18 protein-coding genes are annotated in these 25,064 nt (G+C 70.6%); 9 read left to right on the top strand and 9 right to left on the bottom strand.

Going from position 1 to position 25,064, the window contains the following annotated elements; all coding sequences use genetic code 11:
- Positions 1–13 precede the first annotated feature (13 nt).
- Both AMK21_RS08945 and AMK21_RS08950 read right to left on the bottom strand, forming a co-directional pair.
- Positions 14–2,251, bottom strand: coding sequence for an OmpL47-type beta-barrel domain-containing protein (locus AMK21_RS08945; RefSeq protein ID WP_073875975.1), 2,238 nt, complete (start codon positions 2,249–2,251; stop codon positions 14–16).
- Entirely contained in the window at positions 2,248–4,752 is a 2,505-nt protein-coding gene (locus AMK21_RS08950) for a ThuA domain-containing protein (protein WP_073875977.1), read from the bottom strand. The genes AMK21_RS08945 and AMK21_RS08950 overlap by 4 nt, the downstream gene beginning before the upstream one ends.
- Before the next feature lie 283 nt (positions 4,753–5,035).
- Between AMK21_RS08950 and AMK21_RS08955 the strand changes: the two genes are divergently transcribed.
- Positions 5,036–6,055: a multicopper oxidase domain-containing protein gene (locus tag AMK21_RS08955; RefSeq protein ID WP_073875979.1), complete on the top strand. Its 1,020-nt coding sequence runs from the start codon at positions 5,036–5,038 to the stop codon at positions 6,053–6,055.
- A 7-nt stretch (positions 6,056–6,062) separates the two neighbouring features.
- On the opposite strand, the gene AMK21_RS08960 is transcribed toward AMK21_RS08955, so the two are convergent.
- The gene (locus tag AMK21_RS08960) at positions 6,063–8,243 is read right to left on the bottom strand and encodes a DEAD/DEAH box helicase (RefSeq protein WP_073875981.1); all 2,181 of its coding nucleotides are present in this window, start codon (positions 8,241–8,243) and stop codon (positions 6,063–6,065) included.
- Between the two features lie 475 nt (positions 8,244–8,718).
- Here AMK21_RS08960 and AMK21_RS08970 point away from each other — a divergent pair, with 475 nt between their 5' ends.
- A complete protein-coding gene (locus AMK21_RS08970; protein ID WP_073875985.1) occupies positions 8,719–9,513 on the top strand; it encodes a VOC family protein in 795 nt (264 codons plus the stop codon).
- 93 nt (positions 9,514–9,606) lie between these two features.
- Positions 9,607–9,861: a WhiB family transcriptional regulator gene (locus AMK21_RS08975; RefSeq protein WP_073875987.1), complete on the top strand. Its 255-nt coding sequence runs from the start codon at positions 9,607–9,609 to the stop codon at positions 9,859–9,861.
- Between the two features lie 514 nt (positions 9,862–10,375).
- Here the strand turns inward: AMK21_RS08975 and AMK21_RS08980 are convergent.
- The 5 genes from AMK21_RS08980 to AMK21_RS09000 form a co-directional block, all read right to left on the bottom strand.
- Positions 10,376–11,350 carry an acyl-ACP desaturase gene (locus AMK21_RS08980; protein ID WP_073875989.1) on the bottom strand — a complete coding sequence of 325 codons (975 nt, stop codon included), beginning with the start codon at positions 11,348–11,350 and terminating at the stop codon, positions 10,376–10,378.
- Positions 11,351–11,529: 179 nt separating this feature from the next.
- Complete coding sequence (locus tag AMK21_RS08985) at positions 11,530–13,815, bottom strand: ATP-binding cassette domain-containing protein (protein ID WP_073875990.1); 2,286 nt, start codon at positions 13,813–13,815, stop codon at positions 11,530–11,532.
- Positions 13,816–13,882: 67 nt separating this feature from the next.
- Positions 13,883–15,514 carry an ABC-F family ATP-binding cassette domain-containing protein gene (locus AMK21_RS08990; protein WP_073875992.1) on the bottom strand — a complete coding sequence of 544 codons (1,632 nt, stop codon included), beginning with the start codon at positions 15,512–15,514 and terminating at the stop codon, positions 13,883–13,885.
- A 260-nt stretch (positions 15,515–15,774) separates the two neighbouring features.
- Positions 15,775–16,191 carry an SsgA family sporulation/cell division regulator gene (locus tag AMK21_RS08995; protein ID WP_073875994.1) on the bottom strand — a complete coding sequence of 139 codons (417 nt, stop codon included), beginning with the start codon at positions 16,189–16,191 and terminating at the stop codon, positions 15,775–15,777.
- 209 nt (positions 16,192–16,400) lie between these two features.
- Entirely contained in the window at positions 16,401–16,703 is a 303-nt protein-coding gene (locus AMK21_RS09000; RefSeq protein ID WP_073875997.1) for a YciI family protein, read from the bottom strand.
- Positions 16,704–16,755: 52 nt separating this feature from the next.
- Here AMK21_RS09000 and AMK21_RS09005 point away from each other — a divergent pair, with 52 nt between their 5' ends.
- On the top strand, positions 16,756–17,448 hold the full coding sequence (locus AMK21_RS09005; protein ID WP_073876746.1) for an endonuclease V: 693 nt from the start codon (positions 16,756–16,758) through the stop codon (positions 17,446–17,448).
- Positions 17,449–17,526: 78 nt separating this feature from the next.
- Complete coding sequence (gene mmpA, locus AMK21_RS35340) at positions 17,527–17,670, top strand: morphogenic membrane protein MmpA (protein WP_199863145.1); 144 nt, start codon at positions 17,527–17,529, stop codon at positions 17,668–17,670.
- A 16-nt stretch (positions 17,671–17,686) separates the two neighbouring features.
- Here mmpA and AMK21_RS09010 read toward each other — a convergent pair whose 3' ends face one another.
- A complete protein-coding gene (locus AMK21_RS09010; RefSeq protein WP_073875999.1) occupies positions 17,687–18,877 on the bottom strand; it encodes a saccharopine dehydrogenase family protein in 1,191 nt (396 codons plus the stop codon).
- Between the two features lie 229 nt (positions 18,878–19,106).
- Between AMK21_RS09010 and AMK21_RS09015 the strand changes: the two genes are divergently transcribed.
- From AMK21_RS09015 to AMK21_RS09030, 4 genes are all read left to right on the top strand, one after another.
- Complete coding sequence (locus AMK21_RS09015) at positions 19,107–20,240, top strand: CaiB/BaiF CoA transferase family protein (protein ID WP_073876001.1); 1,134 nt, start codon at positions 19,107–19,109, stop codon at positions 20,238–20,240.
- An 8-nt stretch (positions 20,241–20,248) separates the two neighbouring features.
- Positions 20,249–21,391 carry an acyl-CoA dehydrogenase family protein gene (locus tag AMK21_RS09020; protein ID WP_073876003.1) on the top strand — a complete coding sequence of 381 codons (1,143 nt, stop codon included), beginning with the start codon at positions 20,249–20,251 and terminating at the stop codon, positions 21,389–21,391.
- Between the two features lie 46 nt (positions 21,392–21,437).
- Positions 21,438–22,652, top strand: a complete 1,215-nt coding sequence (locus tag AMK21_RS09025; RefSeq protein ID WP_073876005.1) for an acetyl-CoA C-acetyltransferase — start codon at positions 21,438–21,440, stop codon at positions 22,650–22,652.
- 218 nt (positions 22,653–22,870) lie between these two features.
- A complete protein-coding gene (locus tag AMK21_RS09030; protein WP_073876007.1) occupies positions 22,871–25,042 on the top strand; it encodes a 3-hydroxyacyl-CoA dehydrogenase NAD-binding domain-containing protein in 2,172 nt (723 codons plus the stop codon).
- The last annotated feature ends 22 nt before the right edge of the window (positions 25,043–25,064 follow it).

The raw sequence follows: 25,064 nt of genomic DNA on the forward strand, positions 1-25,064 counted from the left end.
CCTTCTCCGCGGTCTACAGCTCCTTGATCCGGATGTCGCGGTACGAGATGACGTCCGTGACTCCGTGCACCTGGAGCCCGATGTAACCGGAGGCGAACCGCCGGCCGTCGGTCCCCGGGTCGTCGCCGCGCGGCGGCTCGAAGAGCTGGCCGCCGGTGTTGTCGAACTCGTTGATGAGGACACCGTTGCGGTATACCTCGTAGTGCTGGTCCACCACCGTGATCTCGTAGTCGTTCCAGGTGCCCTTGGGCGTGACCCCGGCGCCGCCGAGACCCACCCGGTCGAATCCGTACACGGAACCCGTCTTGTACATGTCGCCGTCCGGCCGGTCGTTGACCTGGATCTCATGGCCGTACTTGATGGCGACCCACTCCGGACGTGACTCCTCCGGGTGGTCGTGCACCTTCGGGAAGCGGACGAAGACCCCGCCGTTGGCGTTGCCGGAGCCGGGGGCGTCGTCCCGCCACTGGAGCTTCAGCGAGAAGTCCCCGTACGCGCGGGTCGGGAACCAGAGCATCCCCATGCCGCCCACGGTCGTGGAGCTGGTGATCGAGCCCTCCTCCTCGTTCAGCCCGAACTGCCCGCCGCCGACGTGGCTCCACCTGGCGAACGAGGCCGCAGTACCGTCGAAGAGCTTGGTGTACCCCTCGGACTGGCCCGGCTTGCCGATGCCCGACTGCTTGGCGGCCTGGTTGATCGCCCTGCGCTCGCGCTGGTCGATGACGCCGTCGGCCTTCAGCGTGTCGAGGACCGTCGTCACGTGCTTGAGGAACAGCGCGTGGGAGGACCAGTCCTTCTCGTCCTCGATCAGCTCGTTGATCGTGCACCGGTTGCGGGTGATCCGGTTCGGGACGCCCGTGTCGACCGTGCCGACGAAGACGGTGTGCCGCTCGTCGAACTCCGCGCAGTTCGGCGCCGGGACCCCGCCGCCCTGGGCGATGGTGAACGACACCTTCTTCGCCTCGGAGGTGTTGCCCGCCTTGTCCGTAGCCCGGTGAGCCACCGTGTGGTGGCCGACCCGGTCGACGATCACGGGCGTGGTGTACGCGAGGTAGGGGCCGCCGTCGAGCGAGTACTCCACCTTGTCCACGCCCGAGTCGTCGTCGGTCGCGGTTACGGTGGCCTTGGCGCTGGTGATGAACGCGCCGTCGGAGTTCTTGCTCCCCTCCAGCTTCACCGAGGTCTCCGGAGCCGTCTTGTCCTGCGACGGCGGCTCCACCACGGCGAACTCGACGGTCTTCTGGTCCGCGACGTTCCCCGACCGGTCGGTGGCCCGGTAGCGGACGGTGTGCTCGCCCACCTCGTGGACCATCACCGGTGCGGTGTACGGCTTCCACTCACCGTCCGCGCCGAGCGCGTACTCGATGGTGTTGACGCCGGACCCGGTGTCGGACGCGGTCACGGTGACCGTGGCCATGCCCAAGTAGGCGCCTTCGGGGTCCTGTTCACCCGAGACGGTCGCCGAGGTCTCCGGCGGCGTCTCGTCGTCCGTCGGCGGCGCGGCGACCGCGAAGTCGACGGACTTCTCCGCCGCAGCGTTGCCCGTCTTGTCGGTGGCCCGGTAGCGGACCGTGTGGTCGCCGACCTCGTTCACCACGACGGGCGCGGTGTACGGCTGCCACTCGCCGTCGGCACCGAGTGCGTACTCGATGGTTTCGACGCCGGAGCCCTCGTCGGTCGCCTCCACGGTGACCGTGGCCTGGCCGATGTACGCGCCGTCGCCGTTCTTGTCGCCGTCGACCTTCGCCGAGGTCGCGGGGGCCTCGGTGTCCTCGCCGCTGCCCTCGGTGACGGTCAGGATGCCCTGCATCTGGCCGTGGCCGGGGATCGTGCAGTGGTAGAAGTACCGGCCCGGCGTCAGCGTGACCTCCACGCTGTGCTTGCCGCCCTCGGAGTCACCCGGGTTGGCCAGGATGTTCAGCTGGACGTCGCTGTTGAACTCCGGGTCCGACACGCCGAACGTCAGCGTGTGCGGCATGCTCGTGGTGTTGCCGGTCGCCGTGCTGTTCTCGAAGACGATGGTCGCCTTGCCGGCCACCGCTGTCGTCGGCGCGGTCAGATAGCGGTCGATCGGGTCGGCCGCGGTCCAGGTCAGCACCTGGTCGGCGGCCTTCGCCCCGGGGCCGTCGCCGCCCTTGCCGTACGCGGCCGTCGAGGTCAGCCCGAGGACCATGAGCAGAAAGGCCATCAGGGCCACCCAGGAACTGCGCGGCCGGTGCCGTCGCCGGGCGAGGTACAGGGGTTGTCTCACTGCGCTGCCGCCTTTCCAACCAGGTCCTTGACGGCCGGAGTTGCCGCGCCGCCCTTGTAGGTCACGCGCCACAGCGCGGACTTGGAGTCGGAGGTGAAGAAGCCGCGCCCGTAGTCCAGGACGTAGAGGGAGCCGTCCGGGGCGAACTTCCAGTCCATGAGGTTGCGGATGCCGTCGGCGCCGACCGGGATGATCTTCTTCAACGACTCGGCGTGCGTGGGCAGTCCGCCCCTGCCGACCGTCTTCGGGTCGGTGATCACCGCGTGGCGCGGCTGTGTGTCGTCGTAGAAGTCACCGACGAACCACTTGCCGTCCCAGTACGCGGGCCACTTGGCCGCCGAGTCGCTCTGCGCGTCGTAGCGGTAGACGGGGCCGTTCATGGTCGCCTGACCGCCGCCCTTGAGCCAGGGCAGCAGCTCCTTCTGCTCCTCGGCCTTGTAGCTGGGGACGCCGTCGGCGTCGCGCGGGTAGTCGACCCCGCCTCCCTGCGGTGAGTACCAGATGGTGTTCGGGGTCACCGGCGGCAGCTTGACGAGGCCGTCGTTGTTCGGCGACTCGTTCTTCGGGGCGTTGCAGTCGTACCAGCCCAGCGGCTTGCTCGGGTCGGGCAGATTGCGGTCGCGGTAGGGCTGGTTGTTGCCCATGCAGTACGGCCAGCCGTGGTTGCCCGCCATGGTGATCGCGGCGAACGTGTCGTACTTCGCCGGGCCCCAGGTGGTGGAGGCCGAGCCCGCGTCGGGGCCGACCCAGCCGGCGTACAGCGTGTCGGTCGAGGGGTCGATGGAGATCCGGGCCGGGTTGCGCACGCCCATCACATAGATCTCCCCCCGGGTCTTTCCGCCGCCCTCGTCCGGCTCCCTGCCGGTGAAGAGGTTGCCGGAGGGGAGGGTGTACGTACCGTCGTCCTCGGGGTGGATCCGCAGGATCTTCCCGTTGAGGTTGTTGGTGTTGCCGGAGGTGCGCCGGGCGTCGGCGAAGGAGACGCCCTTGAAGTTGGGCTCCGGGTTGTTGCCGGAGTAACCGCTGCTGAAACCCGAGGAGTTGTTGTCACCGGTCGCGATGTACAGGTTGTCCTTCGAGTCCCACGCCATGCCGCCGCCCGCGTGGCAGCAGCTGTGGATCTGCACCGGCCAGCCGAGCAGCACCTTCTCCGAGGCCAGGTCCAGCTTGCTGCCGGCAGAGTCGAAGGTGAAGCGGGAGACCTGGCGGACCGCCATGCGCTTGTCGCGGTCGATCTTCGCGTGCGGGGTGTAGTGCAGATAGACCCAGCCGTTGAAGGCGAAGCCCGGGTCCAGCTCGATGCCGAGCAGTCCCTCCTCGACCTTCACCAGCTCGCCGCCGCCGCCCTTGTTGCCGAAGACGTCCAGCGCACCGGCGAGGGTGACCCTCTTGGTCTTCGGGTCGTAGACGTGGATCTCGCCCTTGCCCTTGCCGATGTCGGGGTTGTTCCAGTCCGTGATGACCGGGACGGAGCTGTCGGCGCCGCCGCGCCCGATGTAGAAGACCTTGCCGTCCGGAGCGGTGACGAGCCCGTGCGGTTCACCGATCTGGTCGTTCCGGCCCGGCTGGTTGGGCTGGGTGAGGCGCTCGGCCGTGTAGTTGGACGTGATGGTGGCCTTGCAGTCGGCCTGCGAGGTCCGGTTCGTCCAGGCGAGGGCGCCGCGCAAGTGGTCGCGGAAGTCGGTCTCGGCGAAGCTGTCCGCCGTACCGCCCATCGCCGTGTAGAAGGAGCGGCCGCCGTCGTAGTCGCGGCACCAGGAGACCGGGTGGTCCCAGCCGTTGGCGCTCACACCCGGCTTGTACGTCAACTCCCTTACGCGCGCCACGGTGTGCACCTCACCGGACGGGTTCTTCGTCCAGTTCAGCCACTTGTCGGGGCGCTTCCACTCCAGCGGCAGGTTCTTGGTGGCCGGGTGGACCCGGTCGCCGATCTCGACGGTGGCCCGCTGCGCGGTGGTCGGGCTGCCGGCCGCCGGGCGGGCGCCCACCAGGCCGGTGAACCAGTCCGAGTACGGCTCCGTGCGCGCCGCGTCATGGATGCCGAGGAAGCCGCCGCCCGCCTCCATGTACGCCTCCAGACCCGCTTCCTGCTCCGGGTCCAGGACGTCGCCGCCGCCGGTCAGGAAGACCACCGCGTGGAAGGAGCCGAGCCGCTTGCCGTTGGTGAAGACGTTCGGGTCGGTGGTGGCCACGGTGGCGAACCGCCCGGCCGCCGGGCCCGTCTGCCCGATCTTCTCGATCGCCGCGATCCCGGCGTCCGTGTACGGCGCCTCGTCACCCGCCGACGCGTGAAAGACCAGCACCTTCACCTGGTTCCTGGCGCCGGGCGGGGACGGCAGGGACAACGTTGTCGCCATCTTCTCGACCAGGTCCCGGTCCGGCGACGTACCCGCGTTGGCAGGGCCGCCGCTGCCCAGCATGGAGACGGTCAGTGCGCCGGCCGCCGCGGCCGCCGCCAGGCCGCGTCGTGATCTGGAACGGTGATGTGCTGCGCGCTGCATGTGGTCACCCACTCCTTCGTGGTCACTGCACCTCTCGGTGACTGTGGGTCGCTGACTCTCCTTCGGTACCTCTGTGTTGAGTGCGATACCTCTGTGTCGACTGCGACAGCGCACGAAGCTAGACCTCTTTTCGTGGTCCGCCAATAGCTATGGCGGCAATCGCACGAACTTTGTCCTGGGTGTGGATAAACGGTCGGGCCCCGGTTACGGTGTGGCCCGTTCCGGGGTGCACCGAGGCCCCTCGCGCCTCCGCCAGTCTCGTCAAAGCAGTGGGGAGTTCGACATGGACCGAAGGGCCTTCAGCCGGCGGATGCTGGTCGGCGGCGCGGTCGCGGCAGCGACCGGTGTGACATCGTTGTCGTCGGGTACGGTGGAGGCCAGCTCGGCGGAGAAGCCGCCGCGCACGGCCCCGGCCGGGGGAGTGGTGCGCCGACTGAAGATGTACGCCGAGAAGCTGCCGAACGGTCAGCTCGGCTACGGCTTCGAGAAGGGCAAGGCATCGATCCCCGGCCCCCTCATCGAGCTCGACGAGGGCGACACGGTCCATATCGAGTTCGAGAACCTCACCGACCTCGACGCCAGCCTCCATGTCCACGGTGTCGACTACGACATCGCCAACGACGGCACCCGGATGAACAAGAGCCACGTGGAGCCCGGTGGCACCCGTACGTACACCTGGCGCACCCACGCCCCGGGCCGCCGCAAGGACGGCACCTGGGAGCCGGGCAGCGCGGGCTATTGGCACTACCACGACCACGTCGTCGGCACGGACCACGGCACCGGCGGCATCCGCAAGGGGCTCTACGGGCCGGTCATCGTGCGCCGCGAGGGCGACATCCTGCCGGACAAGACGTTCACGATCGTCTTCAACGACATGACGATCAACAACAAGGCCGAGCACAACAGCACCAACTTCGAAGCCACGGTGGGCGATCGGCTCGAAATCGTGATGATCACCCATGGCGAGTACTACCACACCTTCCACATCCACGGTCACCGCTGGGCGGACAACCGGACCGGGATACTGACCGGCCCCGCCGACCCCAGCCGGATCATCGACAACAAGATCTGCGGGCCCGCCGACTCCTTCGGCCTCCAGTTCATCGCGGGCGAACGCGTGGGCGCGGGCGCCTGGATGTACCACTGCCACGTACAGAGCCACTCCGACATGGGGATGGCCGGGCTGCTGCTGATCAAGAAGCCGGACGGCACGATCCCGGGGTACGAACCCCACCATGTGGCAGGCGGGGCCGAGAAGAAGAAGGCCGCCGAGGACAAGGGCGCGGCCGAGCACCAGCACTGACCGGCCCTCACTCCGGACGGGCCAGCCGCTGCTGCTCCTCCTCGACGATCCGCCGGGCCAGCTCACCGTCGGACACGTCGACGGCGTCCGGCGCGGACTCCGCGAGGTCGCTGCGCCGGGCGTACGCGTCGAAGAGCCGGTCCTTGCGGGCCAGCAGCTCCACCATGCGCTGGTCGACGCTGTCCGCCGCCAGCAGCCGGTGCACCTGGACCGTGCGCACCTGCCCCATCCGGTGGGCGCGGGCGACGGCCTGGTGCTCCAGCGTCGGCTTGATCTGCGGCTCGCACAGGATGACCACCGACGCGGCCTGCATGTTCAGTCCGGTGCCCCCGGCCTGGATCTGGCTCAGCAGCACCGCGTGCCCGTCCCCGGCGGAGAAGGCGTCGACCAGCTCCTGCCGCCGGGCGGCCGGCAGGCTTCCCGAGACCGGCCCGAACGCGCCCGGGCCCAGCGCCTCGCCGACCGTGGCCAGCACCTCGCGGAAGTAGGAGAAGACCACGACCTTCAGCCCGTTGTCCCGTGCCTCGTCGACCAGTTCGCGCAGCCGTTCCAGCTTGGCCGAGGCGGCGGGCATGGCGTACGCCGCCCGGCGCATCCGCATGAACTGCCCCGACGCCACCGCTTCCCGGTACGCCTCCAGGTCCCCGGCGCTGAACTCCTCCCACTCGTCCACGTGCACGAGGGCCGGGAGTTCGGCCAGTACGTCCACCTGGTTGCGGCGCAGATAGGCGGGGGCGACCGCCCGCCGGAAGGCCTGCGAACCGGCGGCGCCGTGCGTCGTACTCACCGCATCGGCCAGATCCGGGCGGAGCTGACGCACCAGGCTCCGGAACTCCTCCACCCGGTTCTCCATCGGTGTCCCGGTGAGGAACAGGACGTGGTCCGCGCGCTCCGCCCAGACGGCGACCGCCTGCGCCCGCCGGGTGGCGGGGTTCTTCACGAAGTGCGCCTCGTCCACCACCAGCATCGCGAGGGCGACGGTGGCTTCCTCGGGCAGGGTGCGCAGCGCGTCGAACGTGGTGAGGGCGACCCCGCCGCCCGCCGCCCACTCCGCGTACGCCTCCAGCCGCTCCGCCCCGTGCACCGGCAGCGCGCGCAGGGTGGACCGGGCCCGGATCTCCCGGCTCCAGTTGATCAGCACGCTGGCCGGGCACACCACCAGGAAGTGGCTCTCGCCGCGCGCCGCGAGATGGGCGAGGGCGGCGATGGCCTGCACGGTCTTCCCCAGCCCCATCTCGTCCCCGATGACCACTCGCTTCTGGGCCAGTGCGAAGCGCGCCCCGAACGACTGGTAGCCGCGCAGGGAGACCCGTAGCCGCGAACCGTCGAGCCGGAGCGCCCGCACCCGGTCCGCGATCCCGGCGGGCAGGAACCCCTCGGCGGCGTCCCGGTCCGGTCCGCTGCCCGAAAGCTCGGCCAGGAGGCTGTAGTACTCGGCGGACCGCAGTTCGAAGTCCACCCACGCCCCGGGTGCCGACTCCGGCGCCCGCAGCAGGTCCACCGAGACCTGGCCGAACAGCATCGGCAGCGCCTGCTCCGCCGCCTCCGTGACCGCCGCGCTCAGGGCGGCCACGGCGTCGAGCGCCCGGGCCCGCGCCTCCCCGCCGGTGAAGAGCATCCGCAGCCGGCTCCCGGCCGGTGCGGCGGAGACCGTCAGGGGACCGAGCCGCTCGGCCAGCCGCCCGGCCGCCTCCACCGCCCGCCGTGCGTCCGGACCGGCTTCCACCAGCCGGTGCAGGGCGACGACCAGCGCGGTCGTCGTGGCGTCCGGGGCGTCCATGTCGATCCGTACGGAGACGGTCTCGCGCACCGCGTCGGCGATCTGCCCGGCGGCCGCCAGCGCCTGATCGGCGGTGTGCGCCCCGACCCCGGGGATCAGACGGAGCTCGTAGCGGGGCGTGCCGTGGACCTGCCCGACGGTCGTGAACCCGGCCTGTTCGAGAGCGCCGAGGCGCAGCCGGCCCTCCGTGACGTCCTTCAGCCGGGCGACCGGGATGGCGGCCAGCTCCCGGTCGGCCAGGGAGGCCAGGAGCGGGTCGAGGACGGCCCGTACGGCCTCGACGGCTCGGGCGTGGTCCTCCCGCACGGCGCGGGCCCGGGCCAGCAGGGCCTCCGCCTCGGTCAGCAGCTCCCGGGCGGCACGGCCCGTGGTCGCCGGGCGGGCGGTCCCGGCCCCCGTGTCGGTCATCGTCGCTCTCGCCGCCGTCGGTAAGTGGTCTTCTCGCCGTACGCCGCCGTCGGAAGGGGCCTTGCCGGTCTCTCCGTCGTCCGCCGCGACCGGCAGGTGGTGGTGGGGCGTCGCTGTACGCAGCCATCGTCCCACGGCCCACCGACAGCCCCTGGCGCACCGACAGCCCCGGCGCCCCCGGTCCGCTACGGTGCGGCGGCCGCCGTTCCGCCGGGGAGAGCAGCACCGGAGGAGCTGGGCGGCGACACTGTCATTCTCTTCGGTATCCCGCTCCTGGAGGAGGTCTACCGCGTCGCCGAGACGGTTCTCCCGGCCCTGGGGGTACGCCGCTGACCTGCGGAGAGACGGGGTTGCAGCCCCGGTCGGGCCCGTGCGGACTGCGGTTGCCGGTGGCCGGTGCGAGACTCGACGGGACAGGGAACAGCCTCGCGCCGCCGTGCGCGCGGGGCCACGGGATCCGCTGAAGGAGCACGCCATGCTCAACCCCGCCTTTCCCGACGGAGCACCCAACTGGGTCGATCTCGGCACGCCGGACGTCGACGGGGCCGCCGCCTTCTACGGCGGTCTCCTCGGCTGGGAGCACGCCCCCGGCGGCCCGGAGGTCGGGGGGTACGGGATGTTCACCCTGGACGGCCACACCGTCGGCGGTGTCATGGCGGTCCCCGAGGAGCAGTCCTCCAGCGCCTGGTCCCTCTACTTCCACTCGCCCGACATCAGCGCCACCGCCGAGCTGGTGACCCGGGCCGGCGGCCGCTCCGCCTTCGAGCCGATGGACGTCCTCGACTACGGCAGGATGGGCGGCTTCACGGACCCGGGCGGAGCATATTTCGGCGTATGGCAGCCGCGGCAGAACCCCGGCCTCGGCGTGATCCAGCAGCCGGGCTCGCTCCTCTGGGCCGAGCTGTACACCCCGGACGTCCCGGCGGCGGCCAGGTTCTTCGGCGATGTCTTCGGCTGGAAGACCGAGGCGCTCGAGGTGGAGGGCACCGAGTACGTCTACACGACGGTCCACCCCGCCGGCACGGGCCCGGAGCTCTCATTCGGCGGCCTGGTCACGATGGGCGACGTCCCGGCCGAGGCGGCGCGCGGCCCGCACTGGATGCCGTATTTCGCGGTCGAGGACGTGACGGCGACGGTGGACGCCGCCAAGCGGCTCGGCGGGGCGGAGGCGCTGCCGGCGATGGAGGTGCCGGGCGTCGGCACCATGGCCAACGTCACCGATCCGTTCGGGGCGGTCTTCGCGGTGATGAAGCCCCTGCCGAGGCAGTAGGAGAGGGAGGGGCGGGGCCTTGTCACGGCCCCGCGCCGGACGATTGATGAATCGTTGATCAGCCGTTTATCTGACCGGGGCACCGTAGGTCCCATGCTGATCAATACGGTGACCGAGGACGCGCTGGACTGGCAGGAGACCGCGTTGTGCGCGCAGGCCGGACCCGAGTTCTTCTTCCCGGCCCCAGGCAGTTCGACGCGCGAGGCCAAGCAGCTCTGCGGAGCCTGCGAGGGACGCGTGGCCTGCCTGGAGTACGCACTCGCCAACGACGAGCGGTTCGGCGTCTGGGGCGGACTCTCGGAGAAGGAGCGCGAACGGCTGCGCAGGGAAGAGCGGGAACAGGGCTGAACCGCCCCGACCTTGAGTGATCCTCACCCCGGCGCCCTTCATCAACCACGGACTGACGGCGCCCACCGAGCGCGCCGCCGAACTCATCGGCGCGGACGCCCGGGCGGATGCTTTGAGGTAGTCGGCGGCCTCCCGCTCCGTAAACCCCTGCGGCGGGCGTCACCCGGCACGGCACGATCCCCCATGACCGACACCCTGCCCGACCTGCTCGCCCACGCCGGGGACGACCGGGCCCGCGTCGCGCTGTACGCGGCGGGCCGGGCCGCCGCCCACGCCCGCCCCTCCCGGCTCCGCGAGCTGTTCGCCGCCCGCACCGCACCCGGCACGGGCAGGGTGACCAGCCGCAAGCCGCCACGTCGCGTACGTCGCCGAAGGGATGCCGGCGCAGCATCCGCAGCTGGGTGCGCCACGGTCCGGTCCAGCCGGTGCGCCGGCCACCGTCAGCGTACGCGGAGGTCACGGCAGTGGAGTGACGGGCAGGCGGATGGTCGGGCGGGGCGGCGGAGCGACGGCGTCAGGCGCGGCCGCGTGCGATCATCCGCGCCTTGCGGGCGGCGAGCTTCTCGTCGAACTTCGACGCCTCGCTGTCCAGCCCGCCCATGTACATGCCGAGCTCCTCCTGCGCCTTCATGCCCTCCGGGCCGAGCCCGTCGATGTCCATGACCTTCAGGTAGCGCAGCACCGGCTGGAGCACGTCGTCGTGGTGGATGCGCATGTTGTAGATCTCGCCGATCGCCATCTGCGCGGCGGCCCGCTCGAAACCGGGCATGCCGTGTCCCGGCATCCGGAAGTTGACGACGACGTCACGCACGGACTGCATGGTGAGGTCCGGGGCCAGCTCGAAGGCGGCGCCCAGGAGGTTGCGGTAGAAGACCATGTGCAGGTTCTCGTCGGTCGCGATCCGGGCCAGCATCCGGTCGCAGACCGGGTCACCGGACTGGTGGCCGGTGTTGCGGTGCGAGACACGGGTGGCCAGCTCCTGGAAGGCTACGTACGCGACGGAGTGCAGCATCGAGTGCCGGTTGTCCGACTCGAAGCCCTCCGCCATGTGCGCCATGCGGAACTGCTCCAGCTTGTCCGGGTCGACGGCCCGCGAGGTGAGCAGGTAGTCGCGCATCACGATGCCGTGGCGGCCCTCCTCGGCGGTCCAGCGGTGCACCCAGGTGCCCCAGGCGCCGTCGCGGCCGAAGAGGGAGGCGATCTCGTGGTGGTAGCTGGGGAGGTTGTCCTCGGTGAGGAGGTTCACCACGAGCGCGATCTTGCCGATGTCGGTGACCTTGGACTGGTCCGCCGACCACGCCTCGCCGTCCTCGAAGACGCCGGGGAAGTTCCGGCCGTCGGAGAAGGGGACGTACTCGTGGGGCATCCAGTCCTTGGCGACCTTGAGATGGCGGTTGAGTTCCTTCTCCACCACCTCTTCCAGCGCGTACAGCAGTTGGGCGTCGGTCCACGCCTTCGAACTGCCGAGGTGGGGAGAGGTGATCGTCACGGGGAGCTCCTGGGGACGGGAGAATTACCTACGGCTTCGTAGGTTACGTGACCGTAGGTTAAAGCGACGTTAAGGGCAAAGCCAAGCCCGTCCCCGCGGGCACCCGATTATGCACCGTATGTATCCGGCTCGCGGCGGACTTCGGCGGGCTTCCGCGGGCTTCAGCAGGTCTTCGCAGGTCAGCGGGGGTCCTCAAGCAGGCCCAGGTTCCGGCGCAGATACCGGGCGGTAACCGAGGCGCGGTCCGCCAGAAGGCCCTGCGGCGTCCCCGCGAAGACGAGTTCGCCGCCCTTCTTCCCGCCGTCCGGGCCGAGGTCGATCACCCAGTCCGCCCGCTTGAGCACCTCCAGGTTGTGTTCCACGCAGATCACCGTGTTCCCCGCGTCGACGAGCCGGTCCAGCAGATCCACCAGCGCCCCCGTGTCGGCCGGGTGCAGCCCGGTCGTCGGCTCGTCCAGGACGTACACGCTGGAGGTGCGGTGCAGCTGGGTGGCGAGCTTGATCCGCTGACGCTCACCTCCCGACAGGGTGCTGAGGGGCTGCCCGAGCGTGAGGTAGGTGAGACCGACCTCGTCGAGGGTCCGCAGCTTCCGCAGCAGTACGCGGTCCTCGAACAGCCCGACCGCCTGCGCCGCCGTCATCTCCAGCACGTCGACTATGGACCGGCCGCCGACCCGGTGCTTGAGTACGTCGTCGTGGAACCGGCGGCCCTCGCACTCCTGGCAGGTGGTGGTGACCGGGTCCATGAACGCCAGGTCGGTGGAGATCTCCCCGCGCCCCGAGCAACCCGGGCAGGCACCGGCGGAATTGAAGCTGAACAGCCCGGCGTCGACGCCGTTCTCCCGGGCGAAGACCTTGCGGATGGTGTCCAGTGCGCCGATGTACGAGGCCGGGGTGGAGCGGGAGGAGGCGGTGATGGCGCTCTGGTCGATGACCACCGCTCGGGGGTGGGCCGCCGTGAACACCTCCGAGACCAGCGTTGACTTGCCCGAACCCGCCACACCCGTCACCACGGTCAGCACCCCGGTGGGGAACGACACGTCCAGGCTCTTGAGGTTGTGCAGATCGGCACCCCGAACGGGGAGTTGCCCGGTGGGGGAGCGGAACTCGCCTTTGACGGAGGTCCGTCGGCGCAGGCATCGGCCGGTGAGCGTGTCCGCCTCGCGCAACCGGTCGAACGGTCCCTCGAAGACGATGTGCCCGCCCTCCGACCCGGCGCGCGGGCCCATGTCGACGATGTGGTCCGCGACCGCCATCACATCCGGGTCGTGCTCGACGACCAGCACGGTGTTGCCCTTGTCGCGCAGCCGCACCAGCAGATCACCGAGCAGCCCGACGTCCCGTGGGTGCAGCCCGACGCTCGGCTCGTCGAAGACGAAGGTCAGCCCGGTCAGTGAACTCCCCAGGTGCCGGACCATCTTGAGCCGCTGCCCCTCGCCGCCCGAGAGGGTGGTCGTCTCCCGGTCCAGGCTGAGATAGCCGAGCCCGATTCCCACGAGCCGCTCCAGCCGCTCGCGGGCCGCCGCCGCGATCGGGCCGCCCACGGGATCGTCGATCCTGGCCAGGACGCCGACAAGATCGGCGACCTCCATCCGCCCGTAGTCGGCGGGCGAGAGCCCGTCGACGCGGGTGGCGAGCGCCGCCGCGTTCAGCCGTGCCCCGCCGCAGGAGTTGCAGACCCGCTCGGCGGTGAACCGGTCGGCCGCCGCGCGCCGCTTGTCCGACAGCGATGCAGTGTCCCGCTTGAGGTAGAGCCGCTCGAACCGCGTCACCACCCCCTCGAACTGCATGTCCGCCGAGGCCGTCCGCATGTCGACCCGGACGGTGAAACCGGAGCCGTACAGCAGGAGTTGACGGTCCTGCTCGCCGTACTCGGAGAGTGGCAGGTCGTTGTCGAACCGTCCCGACCCGCCGTACAGGCTCCACTCCCAGCTGCCCACCGTGAGACCGGGCAGCAGCAGCGCCCCCTCGTTCAGCGACTTCGACCAGTCCACCGCCCGGTCCAGGTCGAGCCGGACGGTGCGCCCCACCCCGTCGCACTCCCGGCACATCCCGGCCGGGTCGTTGAAGGAGTACGCGCTGGCCCCGCCGGCGCTCGGCGTTCCGTACCGGGAGAACAGCACGCGGATCACCGACCAGATGTCCGTCGCCGTGCCCACGGTCGAGCGGATGTTGCCGCCCAGCGGCTTCTGGTCGATGACGACGGCCACGGACAGGTCCTCGATGGACTCGGCCCGTGGCCGCTCGTACTTCGGCAGCCGGTTCCGCAGGAACGAGGTGAAGGTCTCGTTCAGCTGCCGCTGGGACTCCACGGCGATCGTGTCGAAGACGACCGACGACTTCCCCGAACCGGAGACCCCGGTGAAGACGGTGATCCGGCCCTTGGGCAGGGTGAGGGAGACGTCGCGCAGATTGTTCTCGTGCGCTCCGGTGATGACGATGCCGCGCTCGGTGCTGAGATCCATACAGACGACGCTAGGCGGGATACCCGACAGCTTCTGTCGCCTTTTTTCGGAGATCTCGCCAGGCCGCTCACCGCCCTGCCCGCACCTCCTCGGGAGTCGTGTCCCGCAGCTCCCCGTCCAGCCGCAGCCACCGGGTGACCCCGATCGCCTCCAGGAACGGAACGTCGTGGCTCGCCACGATCAGCGCCCCCTCGTACGCCTCCAGCGCCTCGGTGAGCCGCCGTACGCTCGCCAGATCGAGGCTGTTCGTAGGCTCGTCCAGCAACAGCAGCCGGGGCGCCGGGTCCGCCAGCAGCAGCATCGCCAGCGTCGCCCGGAAGCGCTCCCCGCCCGACAGCGTTCCGGCCGGATGGTCGGAGGAGCCCCCCTTGAAGAGGAAGCGCGCGAGCCGGGCCCGGACGTCGTTGTCCGTCAGGCCGGGAGCCGATCGCTTCACGTTGTCCGCCACCGACAGGGTGTCGTCCAGCGTGTCCAGCCGCTGCGGGAGGAAGCCCAGAGGCAAAAGCGTCGTCGCCTCACCCGAGAGCGGGGCGAGCTCACCCGCGATCGTCCGCAGCAACGCCGTCTTGCCCGCCCCGTTGCGCCCGGTCAGCGCGATCCGCTCGGGACCGCTGACCGTCAACTCGCCGCGCAGCGGCGGCCCGTAGGGCGGCACCGGATCACGCAGGAGCAGCACATCGTTCCCCGGATGCACCCGTGTCGTCGGCAGTTCGATCCGGATCTCCTCGTCCTCGCGCACCGCCGACTCCGCCTCATCGAGCCGCTTGCTGGCCTCCGCCAGCCGCTCGGTGTGCAGGATACGGTGCTTGCCGGCCGACTCCTGGGCGGTCCGTTTGCGCTGCCCCATCACCACCTTGGGCTCCCGCTTGGTGTCCCACATCTTCTGGCCGTAGCGTCTGCGCCGGGCCAACTTCATCCGTGCTTCGGCCAGTTCGCGTTTCTGGCGCTGCACATCCGACTCGGCGGCCCGCACCATCCGCTGCGCCGCCTCCTGCTCGACGGCGAGCGCCTCCTCGTACGCCGAGAGGTTTCCGCCGTACCAGGTGACCGAGCCCTCGCGCAGATCCGCGATCCGGTCGACCCGCTCCAGCAGCTCCCGGTCGTGGCTCACCACGAGCAGCGCCCCGGTCCAGGAGTCGACCGCGTCGTACAGCCGCTTGCGGGCGACCGCGTCCAGGTTGTTCGTCGGCTCGTCCAGCAGCAGTACCCCGGGGCGGGCCAGGAACAGGGCGGCCAGCCGCAGGAGCACGCACTCGCCCCCGGACATCTCCCCGACCGCGCGGTCCAGGCCGATGTGGCCGAGCCCGAGCCCGTTCAGGGCGGCGTGGGCGCGCTGCTCCACGTCCCAGTCGTCGTCGATCACCGCGAAGAGCTCCTCGCGTACGTCACCGGCCTCGACGGCGTCGATCGCCGCCCGCCGGTCGGCGATGCCCAGTACCTGCTCGACCCGCAGCGCGGTGGCCAGGGTGACGGTCTGCGGCAGGTACCCGAGGCCGCCACGGATCCTGATCTCGCCCTCCAGCGGGGCGAGTTCACTGGCGATCAGCCGCAACAGGGTCGATTTGCCGCACCCGTTGAGGCCGATGAGGCCGGTGCGTCCGGCGCCCACGGTGAGGTCGAAGTCGGAGAAGACCTCGGTGCCGTCGGGCCAGGAGAAGGAGAGGGAGGTACAACTGATATGGGTGTCGGACGTAGACATACAGATCTCCCGTGTACGTCGGGGAATTGAGCTGAGGACGGCTGAGGAGCTGAGATCGCACACGGGCGCCTTTGGCCACGAAAGGCGTGGCGGCGCTGCACGGTGCGGGGGACCTCAGATCAGCAACGTCCTTCTCCGATCCGACGATGACAGGAACAGTCACGAAGGTAGGACCGGGGCGCATATCCCGGCAACGGGTTTTCCGGCCGGTGGCCGGCGGTTGTGTGGCCGCGCGGCTCAAGGGATCAGCGGGCCGCCGCTCAGCAGGCGCCACCGAGCAGATCGGTCAGGTTCCGGTCCAGCTCCAGATAGCGGTACTCGTCACCCACCGGCACCAGCTCCTGCGCCCGCTCCAGGAAGTGGCGCAGCTCCGCCGTGCGTACGTGGACCATGGCGATGCCCTCGGCCGCGTGGAACTCCAGCACCGTTCGCTCGTACCCGAAGGGCCTGACCCGGACGTCCCCCTCCCCGGCGGGCGTGTCGACCCCCGCCGTCAGCAGCTCACGGGAGAACTCCCAGGACACCTCGGTCCCCTCCAGGGTCGCCGGGGCCGGGAACGCCATCCGCACGGCGAAGGGGTCCTTGCGGTCGTAACTCAGAGTGGCCGGCAGGGTTTCCATCCGCGGGGCGGACGCGACCATGCGGGCCTGCACGGACTGCTCGATAACGCTGGACAAGACCTGCTCCCTCTCGCGGCTGGGTGAACGGTTCCCGGCATTGGAGTAGACGACGGAGCGCGTCGATCCGTGCACCGGCGGGTGGCGTGAGCTGCGTCACCGCCCACGCCCCGCCTCTCCTCCGCGCTCTCCTGCCCTCCTGCCCGGTTCTCGGCCGCGCACCCTGAACGGCGTGCGTTCCCGGCTGGAGGGAGCGTGGTCCGCCCAACCTACTGGCTGGGCAACTCCTGCTTGAACGGAGCGAGTTCGGGTACGGTCCTGGTCGCGATGAATTCGGTGATCCGGTAGGCGCAGACCCCGTGCGCGGCGAAGGGGTCGGCCGCGGCGATCTCCTCGATCCGCTCCCGGTCGTCCCCGACGGCGAGGATCACCCCGCCGTCCCGGGGGTTCTTACGGCCGGACGCGATGAAGACGCCTGCCGCGTACTGCTCGTCGAGCCAGGCGATGTGCTCCTTCATCAGCGCGTCCGCGCGCTCGACGGGAGCCGTGTAGGTCAATTCGAGTACGAACATGATCGCCAGGCTACGGGACCGGGGCGCCCGGGAACCGCCTAAGCTGCTGGTCATGACGACACAGCCCACCCCCGCCCATGAGACCCCCGCAGACGAAGCCGAGGGCCGGGCGATCCAGGACCGCCTGCGCGGCCTCGTGGTGCTGGACGAGCCGGGCCCGGCGCCCGGGACCGGGCTGGTGACCGGGGTCGACGTGGCGTACGACGAGGAGAAGGACGTCGTCGTCGCGGCGGCCGTGGTGCTGGACGCCGAGACGCTGGAGACCGTGGACGAGGCCACCGCGGTCGGCACGATCACCTTCCCGTACGTCCCCGGGCTGCTGGCCTTCCGTGAGATCCCCACCGTGCTGGAGGCCCTGGAGTCGCTGACCGTCGACCCCGGCGTCGTCATCTGCGACGGGTACGGCCTCGCCCACCCGCGCCGCTTCGGGCTCGCCAGCCACCTGGGGGTGCTCACCGCTCTGCCCGTGATCGGCGTCGGCAAGAACCCCTTCACCTTCACGTACGAGGCCCCCGGCCCCCGGCGCGGCGACTTCTCCCCGCTGGTGGACGGCGACGAGGTGGTGGGCCGGGCGCTGCGCACCCAGGAGAACACCAACCCGGTCTTCGTCTCCGTCGGCCACCGGATCAGCCTCGACAACGCCTGCGCCCACACCCTTCGCCTGGCCCGCCGCTTCCGCCAGCCGGAGAGCACCCGCCGGGCGGACGCGCTGTGTCGGCAGACCCTGCGGGAAGCGACCGCCTGAGGGCCACCGCCCTCCGCCAATTTCGACTGAGTATCCGTACGGATGGCGTAAAGCGATCGTGCTGGGCAGGCTGAAAGCATGAACACTTCTCGCACAGCTGTCCGCCCCATGCCCCTCGACCCCGCTCAGCGCCGCATGGCGCTCGGTATGGCGTTCGGCGGGGTCGTCGGCCTCGTCTGGCTGGGCGCGATGCTCTACACGCTGGCCGACTGGATCTTCTAGACCTTCGCCCGGCCCCTCACCGCACCGCCGCCACCCGGAAGCGCAGCCCCGCCGCCGTCAGGCGCTCCAGCAGCGCATCGCCCATCGCCGTCGCCGTGGTGACCTGGCCGGAGGTCTCCGGGAGGTTGTCCAGGGCGAGGCAGAGGGCCGACTCGGCCAGGATCTTGGCCGTCTCGTCGTAGCCCGGATCGCCGCCGGACACCTCGGTGAAGACCCGCCGGCCGCCGCCTTCCCCGACGAAGCGGACGCTGAACCAGCTCCGCTTGCGGCGCTCCGCGTCCGGCCCCTGCCCCGCCTCGTACCGCCCCATCAGCCACTCGCGTACGGGCCTGACCTGGGCCGCGGCGACCAGCGCACCGACCGCCGCGGGCCCGCCGAGGGCCATCGGCAGGGTCTTGACCGAGGCGAAGTGGCGGTAGCGGAAGTCGGGGCCGTACCGCTCGAGCGCCCGCGCGGAGCGGCCCACGACCGCGGGGTCCACGGTAGGCAGCGGCAGCGCCCAGGTGCCGGTGGCCCCGTTGAAGTGCGGGGATCCAGCCGGGGTGCGGACCCGGCGCCCCACCTGGCGGGGCTCGTACAGGCGCCGCTCCCGGGCGGCGAGCAGCATCTGCGGGCCGCGGCCCATCGCGGTGAGCGCCGAGGCGAACGTACCGCCGGAGAAGACGGCGTTGCTGCGGACGAAGCCGTCGACGGTCAGCGGCACACCCTCCGGCAGCTGCTTGACCGTGAAGTACGCCCCCAGGTCATGGGGTACGGCGTCGAAGCCGCAGGCGTGCACGATACGGGCGCCCGTCTCCCGGGCCCGCGCGTCATGGCGCACATAGGTCAGGTCGATGAACTCCGCCTCGCCGGTGAGGTCCAGGTAGTCCGTCCCGGCCTCGGCGCAGGCGGCGACCAGCTTCTCGCCGTACAGGATGTACGGGCCCACGGTCGTGGCCACCACCCGTGCGGATCCGGCGAGTTCACGCAGGGCGTCCTCGTCGTCCGCGTCGGTCTCCAGCAACGGCAGCTCGGCGCAGCCCGGCTCGATAGCGGCGAGCCGTTCGCGCAGCCGTTCCAGCTTGGTGCGGCTGCGGCCGGCCAGCCCCCAGCGCAGCCCTTCGGGGGCGTGTGCCGCCAGGTACTCCGACGTGAGCACCCCCACGAACCCGGTGGCACCCAAAAGGACGACGTCCAGGGGGCGTGCGGCCCCGTTCTGCCTGTTCACGAGTACCTCCGGGGGCGAGGGGCGGGTGGAGACGTGGCAGGCAGGCTAGCGGAGGGGGTCGGCGGGTCTGCGGCCGGGCGGGGCGTGGGCGTGGAACGTCCGGCGGGGATGCGAGAGGATCGAGGAAAGAACTAAGCGCTTGCTCGGCCAGGGGGGTTGTGCGGAGCGGGACGTGTTCTTAGCATCATTGATGTTACATCGGTTGTGTCACACTCCTGGGGGCTCGCGGATGGCAAGGACCGGGCACGGCCCGCTGACAGGAATCCGGGTCGTCGAGCTGGCGGGGATCGGCCCCGGACCGTTCGCGGCCATGCTGCTGGCGGACCTCGGAGCCGACGTGGTACGCGTCGACCGGCCCGGCGGAGCGGCCCTCGGCATCGACCCCGCGTACGACATCACCAACCGCAACAAGCGCTCCGTCCTCGTCGACCTCAAGGGCGAGGACGGCGCCGACCGCGTCCTCGACCTGGCCGAACGCGCCGACATCCTCATCGAGGGGTACCGCCCCGGCGTCGCCGAACGGCTCGGCGTCGGACCCGCCGCCTGCCTCGCCCGCAACCCGAAGCTGGTCTACGGGCGGATGACCGGCTGGGGCCAGGACGGGCCGCTGGCGCAGCGGGCCGGGCACGATGTCGCGTACCTCGCGCTCACCGGCACCCTCTCCATGATCGGCAAGCCGGACGAGCCGCCCGTGGTCCCCGCCAACCTGGTCGGCGACTACGCGGGCGGCTCGCTCTACCTCGTCGTCGGGGTCCTCGCCGCCCTGCAGCACGCCCGTACCCCCGGCGGCGCCGGCCAGGTGGTGGACGCGGCGATCGTCGACGGCGCCGCCCACCTCGCCTCGATGATCCACGGCATGCTGGCCGCCGGGAGCTGGCAGGACCGGCGCGGCGCCAACCTGCTGGACGGCGGCTGCCCCTTCTACGGCACCTACACCACCTCCGACGGCGGCCACATGGCGGTCGGCCCGCTGGAGGGGCAGTTCTACGCCGAGTTCATCGGCCTCCTCGGCCTGGCGGACGCCTTCCCCGACAGGTGGGAGCCGGCCCGCTGGGACGAGCTGCGCGCCGCCTTGGCCGAACGCTTCGCGACGCGTACGCGGGCGGAGTGGACCGAGGTGTTCGACGGCACCGACGCCTGCGTGGCCCCCGTCCTCTCGCTCCGTGAGGCGCCGCACCACCCGCACCTCGCCGCCCGCTCCACCTTCGTCGAGCACAGCGGCATCACCCAGCCCGCCCCCGCCCCGCGCTTCTCCGCCACCCCCGTCTCCGTCCGCAGCGGCCCCGCACGGCCGGGCGCCGACACGGACGCGGTCGCCGCCGACTGGGACGTACCGGGGCTCCGGCCCACCCCTCACGACTAGGAGGCCCCGTGCAACGCCAGATCTTCACCGAGGAGCACGACGCGTTCCGCGCCACCGTCCGGGCCTTCCTGGCCAAGGAGGTGCTCCCGTACTACGAGCAGTGGGAGCAGGACGGCATCGTCTCCCGCGACGCCTGGCTCGCCGCCGGGCGCGCCGGGCTGCTCGGTCTCGCCGTCCCCGAGGAGTACGGAGGCGGCGGTTCCACCGACTTCCGCTACAGCGCCGTCCTCGCCGAGGAGTTCACCCGGGCCGGGGTGCCGGGCCTCGCGATCGGCCTGCACAACGACATCATCGGCCCCTACCTGACCGGCCTCGCCACCGAGGAGCAGAAGCAGCGCTGGCTGCCCGGCTTCTGCTCCGGCGAGATCATCACCGCCATCGCCATGACCGAACCGGGCGCGGGATCCGACCTCCAGGCCATCCGTACCACCGCCGAGGACAAGGGCGACCACTGGCTGCTCAACGGCTCGAAGACGTTCATCTCCAACGGCATCCTCGCCGACCTGGTGATCGTCGTCGCCAAGACCACCCCCGACGGCGGCGCCAAGGGGCTCTCGTTGATCGTCGTCGAGCGGGGTGCGGAGGGCTTCGAGCGAGGCCGCAACCTCGACAAGATCGGCCAGAAGTCGCAGGACACCGCAGAGTTGTTCTTCAACGACGTCCGCGTCCCGAAGGAGAACCTCCTCGGTGAGCTGGACGGCGCGTTCATCCACCTGATGACCAACCTGGCCCAGGAGCGCATGGGCATAGCTGTCGCCGGGATCGCCGCCGCCGAACACCTGCTGGAGATCACCACCCAGTACGTCAAGGAGCGCGAGGCCTTCGGGCGGCCGCTCTCCAAGCTCCAGCACATCCGGTTCGAGATCGCGGAGATGGCCACCGAGTGCGCCGTCACCCGGAGCTTCCTGGACCGGTGCATCGTCGACCACTCCGACGGCGTCCTGGACGCCGTCCACGCCTCCATGGCCAAGTGGTGGGCCACCGAACTGCAGAAGCGCGTCGTCGACCGCTGCCTCCAACTCCACGGCGGCTACGGCTACATGAGCGAATACAAGGTCGCCAAGGCGTTCACCGACGGCCGTATCCAGACCATCTACGGCGGCACGACCGAGATCATGAAGGAGATCATCGGCCGCTCGCTGCTCGCCTGAGAACCTCCTCGCCCTTCCTCTCCACCACCCTCGAAAGGCAGCTGTCTTGAGTACCGAAGCATTCGTCTACGACGCGATCCGTACCCCGCGCGGCCGCGGCAAGGCCAACGGCGCCCTGCACGGCACCAAGCCGATCGACCTGGTCGTCGGCCTCATCCACGAGATCCAGGGCCGCTTTCCGGACCTCGACCCGGCCGCCATCGACGACATCGTCCTCGGCGTCGTCAGCCCGCTCGGCGACCAGGGCTCCGACATCGCCCGCATCGCCGCCATCGCCGCCGGGCTTCCCGACTCCGTCGCCGGCGTCCAGGAGAACCGCTTCTGCGCCTCGGGCCTCGAAGCGGTCAACCTGGCCGCCGCCAAGGTCCGTTCGGGCTGGGAGGACCTCGTCCTCGCCGGTGGCGTCGAGTCGATGTCCCGGGTGCCGATGGGCTCCGACGGCGGCGCCTGGGCCATGGACCCGATGACCAGCTTCGAGACCGGCTTCGCCCCGCAGGGTATCGGCGCCGACCTCATCGCCACCATCGAGGGCTTCAGCCGCCGCGACGTCGACGAGTACGCCGCCCTCTCCCAGGAGCGCGCCGCCGCGGCCTGGAAGGACGGCCGCTTCGCCCGCTCCGTCGTCCCGGTGAAGGACCGCAACGGCCTCGTCGTCCTCGATCACGACGAGCACCTGCGCCCCGGCACCACCGCCGACTCCCTCGCCGGCCTCAAGCCCTCCTTCGCCGCCATCGGCGACATGGGCGGCTTCGACGCGGTGGCGCTCCAGAAGTACCACTGGATCGAGAAGATCGACCACGTCCACCACGCGGGCAACTCCTCCGGCATCGTCGACGGCGCCGCCCTCGTCGCCATCGGCTCCAAGGAGGTCGGCGAGCGCTACGGCCTCACCCCGCGCGCCCGCATCGTCTCCGCGGCCGTCTCCGGCTCCGAGCCCACGATCATGCTCACCGGCCCCGCCCCCGCCACCCGCAAGGCGCTCGCCAAGGCCGGGCTCACCATCGACGACATCGACCTCGTCGAGATCAACGAGGCCTTCGCCGGGGTCGTCCTGCGCTTCGTCAAGGACATGGGTCTGAGCCTGGACAAGGTCAACGTCAACGGCGGAGCCATCGCGCTCGGCCACCCCCTCGGCGCGACCGGCGCGATGATCCTCGGCACCGTCATCGACGAACTGGAGCGCCGCGACCAGCGGTTCGGCCTGGTCACCCTCTGCGTCGGCGGCGGCATGGGCGTCGCGACGATCGTCGAACGCATCTGATCGTCCCCAGGGCCTGTAGTCAAACTGCCGCCTGCCGCGCGACGCCTGGCACGCACGCTCGCGGCGTTGCCGAAATGCCCTGGTAGCTCCGCTACAAGACCAATCCAGCGCCTTGCGATCGCACGCACCGCCCTCCGCGCGGCCGCCCTCCGGGCGACGGCGGCAGTTCGACGACAGGCCCTGGCCCGGCCACCCCTGCTTACGGAGAAGACACCGACATGACCGAGAGCACCACCATCCGCTGGGAACAGGACGAGACCGGCGTCGTCACCCTCGTCCTCGACGACCCGAACCAGTCCGCGAACACGATGAACCAGGCCTTCAAGGACTCCATCGCGGCCATCGCCGACCGCGCCGAGGCCGAGAAGGACTCCATCCGCGGCATCATCTACACCTCGGCGAAGAAGACCTTCTTCGCGGGCGGCGACCTCAAGGACATGATCAAGGTCGGCCCCGAGAACGCCCAGGCCGCCTTCGACACCGGCACCGCGATCAAGCGCTCGCTGCGCCGCATCGAAACCCTCGGCAAGCCCGTCGTCGCAGCCATCAACGGCGCGGCCCTCGGCGGCGGTTACGAGATCGCGCTCGCCTCCCACCACCGCGTCGCCCTCGACGCCCCCGGCTCCCGCATCGGCCTGCCCGAGGTCACCCTCGGGCTGCTCCCGGCGGGCGGCGGCGTCACCCGTACCGTGCGCCTCATGGGCATCGCCGACGCCCTGCTCAAGGTGCTCCTCCAGGGCACCCAGTACACCCCGCAGCGCGCGCTGGAGAACGGCCTCGTCCACGAAGTCGCCGCCACGCGCGAGGAGATGATGGTCAAGGCCCGCGCGTTCATCGACGCCAACCCCGAGTCCCAGCAGCCGTGGGACGTCAAGGGCTACCGCATCCCCGGCGGCACCCCCTCCAACCCCAAGTTCGCGGCCAACCTCCCCGCGTTCCCCGCCAACCTGAAGAAGCAGATCGCGGGCGCGCCCATGCCCGCGCCGCGCAACATCCTGGCGGCGGCCGTCGAGGGCTCCCAGGTCGACTTCGAGACCGCGCTGACCATCGAGGCCCGGTACTTCACCGAGCTGGTCACCGGCCAGGTCTCCAAGAACATGATCCAGGCGTTCTTCTTCGACCTCCAGGCCGTCAACTCCGGCGCCAACCGTCCCAAGGACATCCCCGAGCGCCCCGTCCGCAAGGTCGCTGTGCTCGGTGCCGGGATGATGGGCGCGGGCATCGCCTACTCCTGCGCCAAGGCCGGGATCGAGGTCGTCCTCAAGGACGTCTCCACCGAGGCGGCCGCCAAGGGCAAGGCGTACAGCGAGAAGCTGCTCGCCAAGGCGCTCTCCCGGGGCCGTACGACGGAGGCGAAGCGCGACGAGCTGCTGGCCCGGATCACCCCGACCGGCGATGCGGCCGACCTCGCGGGCTGCGACGCGGTGATCGAGGCCGTCTTCGAGGACACCGCGCTCAAGCACAAGGTGTTCCAGGAGATCCAGGACGTCATCGAGCCGGACGCCCTGCTCTGCTCCAACACCTCCACCCTCCCGATCACGGTCCTCGCCGAGGGAGTGTCCCGCCCGGCCGACTTCATCGGCCTGCACTTCTTCTCACCGGTCGACAAGATGCCGCTGGTCGAGATCATCAAGGGCGAGCGCACCGGCGACGAGGCGCTGGCCCGCGCCTTCGACCTCGTACGGCGCATCAAGAAGACGCCGGTCGTCGTCAACGACTCACGCGGCTTCTTCACCTCGCGCGTCATCGGTCAGTTCATCAACGAGGGCGTCGCCATGGTCGGCGAGGGTGTGGAGCCCGCGTCGATCGAACAGGCCGCCGCCCAGTCCGGCTACCCGGCCAAGGTGCTCTCCCTGATGGACGAGCTGACCCTGACCCTGCCGCGCAAGATCCGCAACGAGACCAAGCGCGCGGTGGAGGAGGCCGGCGGCACCTGGCCCGGCCACCCGTCGGACGAGGTCATCGACCGCATGGTCGACGAGTTCGGGCGCCCGGGGCGCAGCGGGGGAGCGGGCTTCTACGACTACGACGAGGAGGGCAAGCGCGTCGGCCTCTGGCCCGGACTGCGTGAGCACTTCACCAAGCCGGACGCGGAAGTGCCCTTCGAGGACATGAAGGAGCGGATGCTCTTCTCCGAGGCCCTGGACAGCGTCCGCTGCCTGGAGGAGAACGTCCTGATCTCCGTCGCCGACGCCAACATCGGCTCCATCATGGGCATCGGCTTCCCGCCGTGGACCGGCGGCGTGCTCCAGTACATCAACGGGTACGAGGGCGGCCTGCCCGGCTTCGTGGCCCGCGCCCGGGAACTCGCCGAGCGTTACGGCGACCGGTTCCTGCCGCCCGCGCTGCTCGTGGAGAAGGCGGCGAAGGGCGAGACCTTCCACGACTGAGGCCGCTCCGGAGCGCGTCGAC

The organism is Streptomyces sp. CB00316 (assembly GCF_001905595.1).
GTDB lineage: Bacteria > Actinomycetota > Actinomycetes > Streptomycetales > Streptomycetaceae > Streptomyces.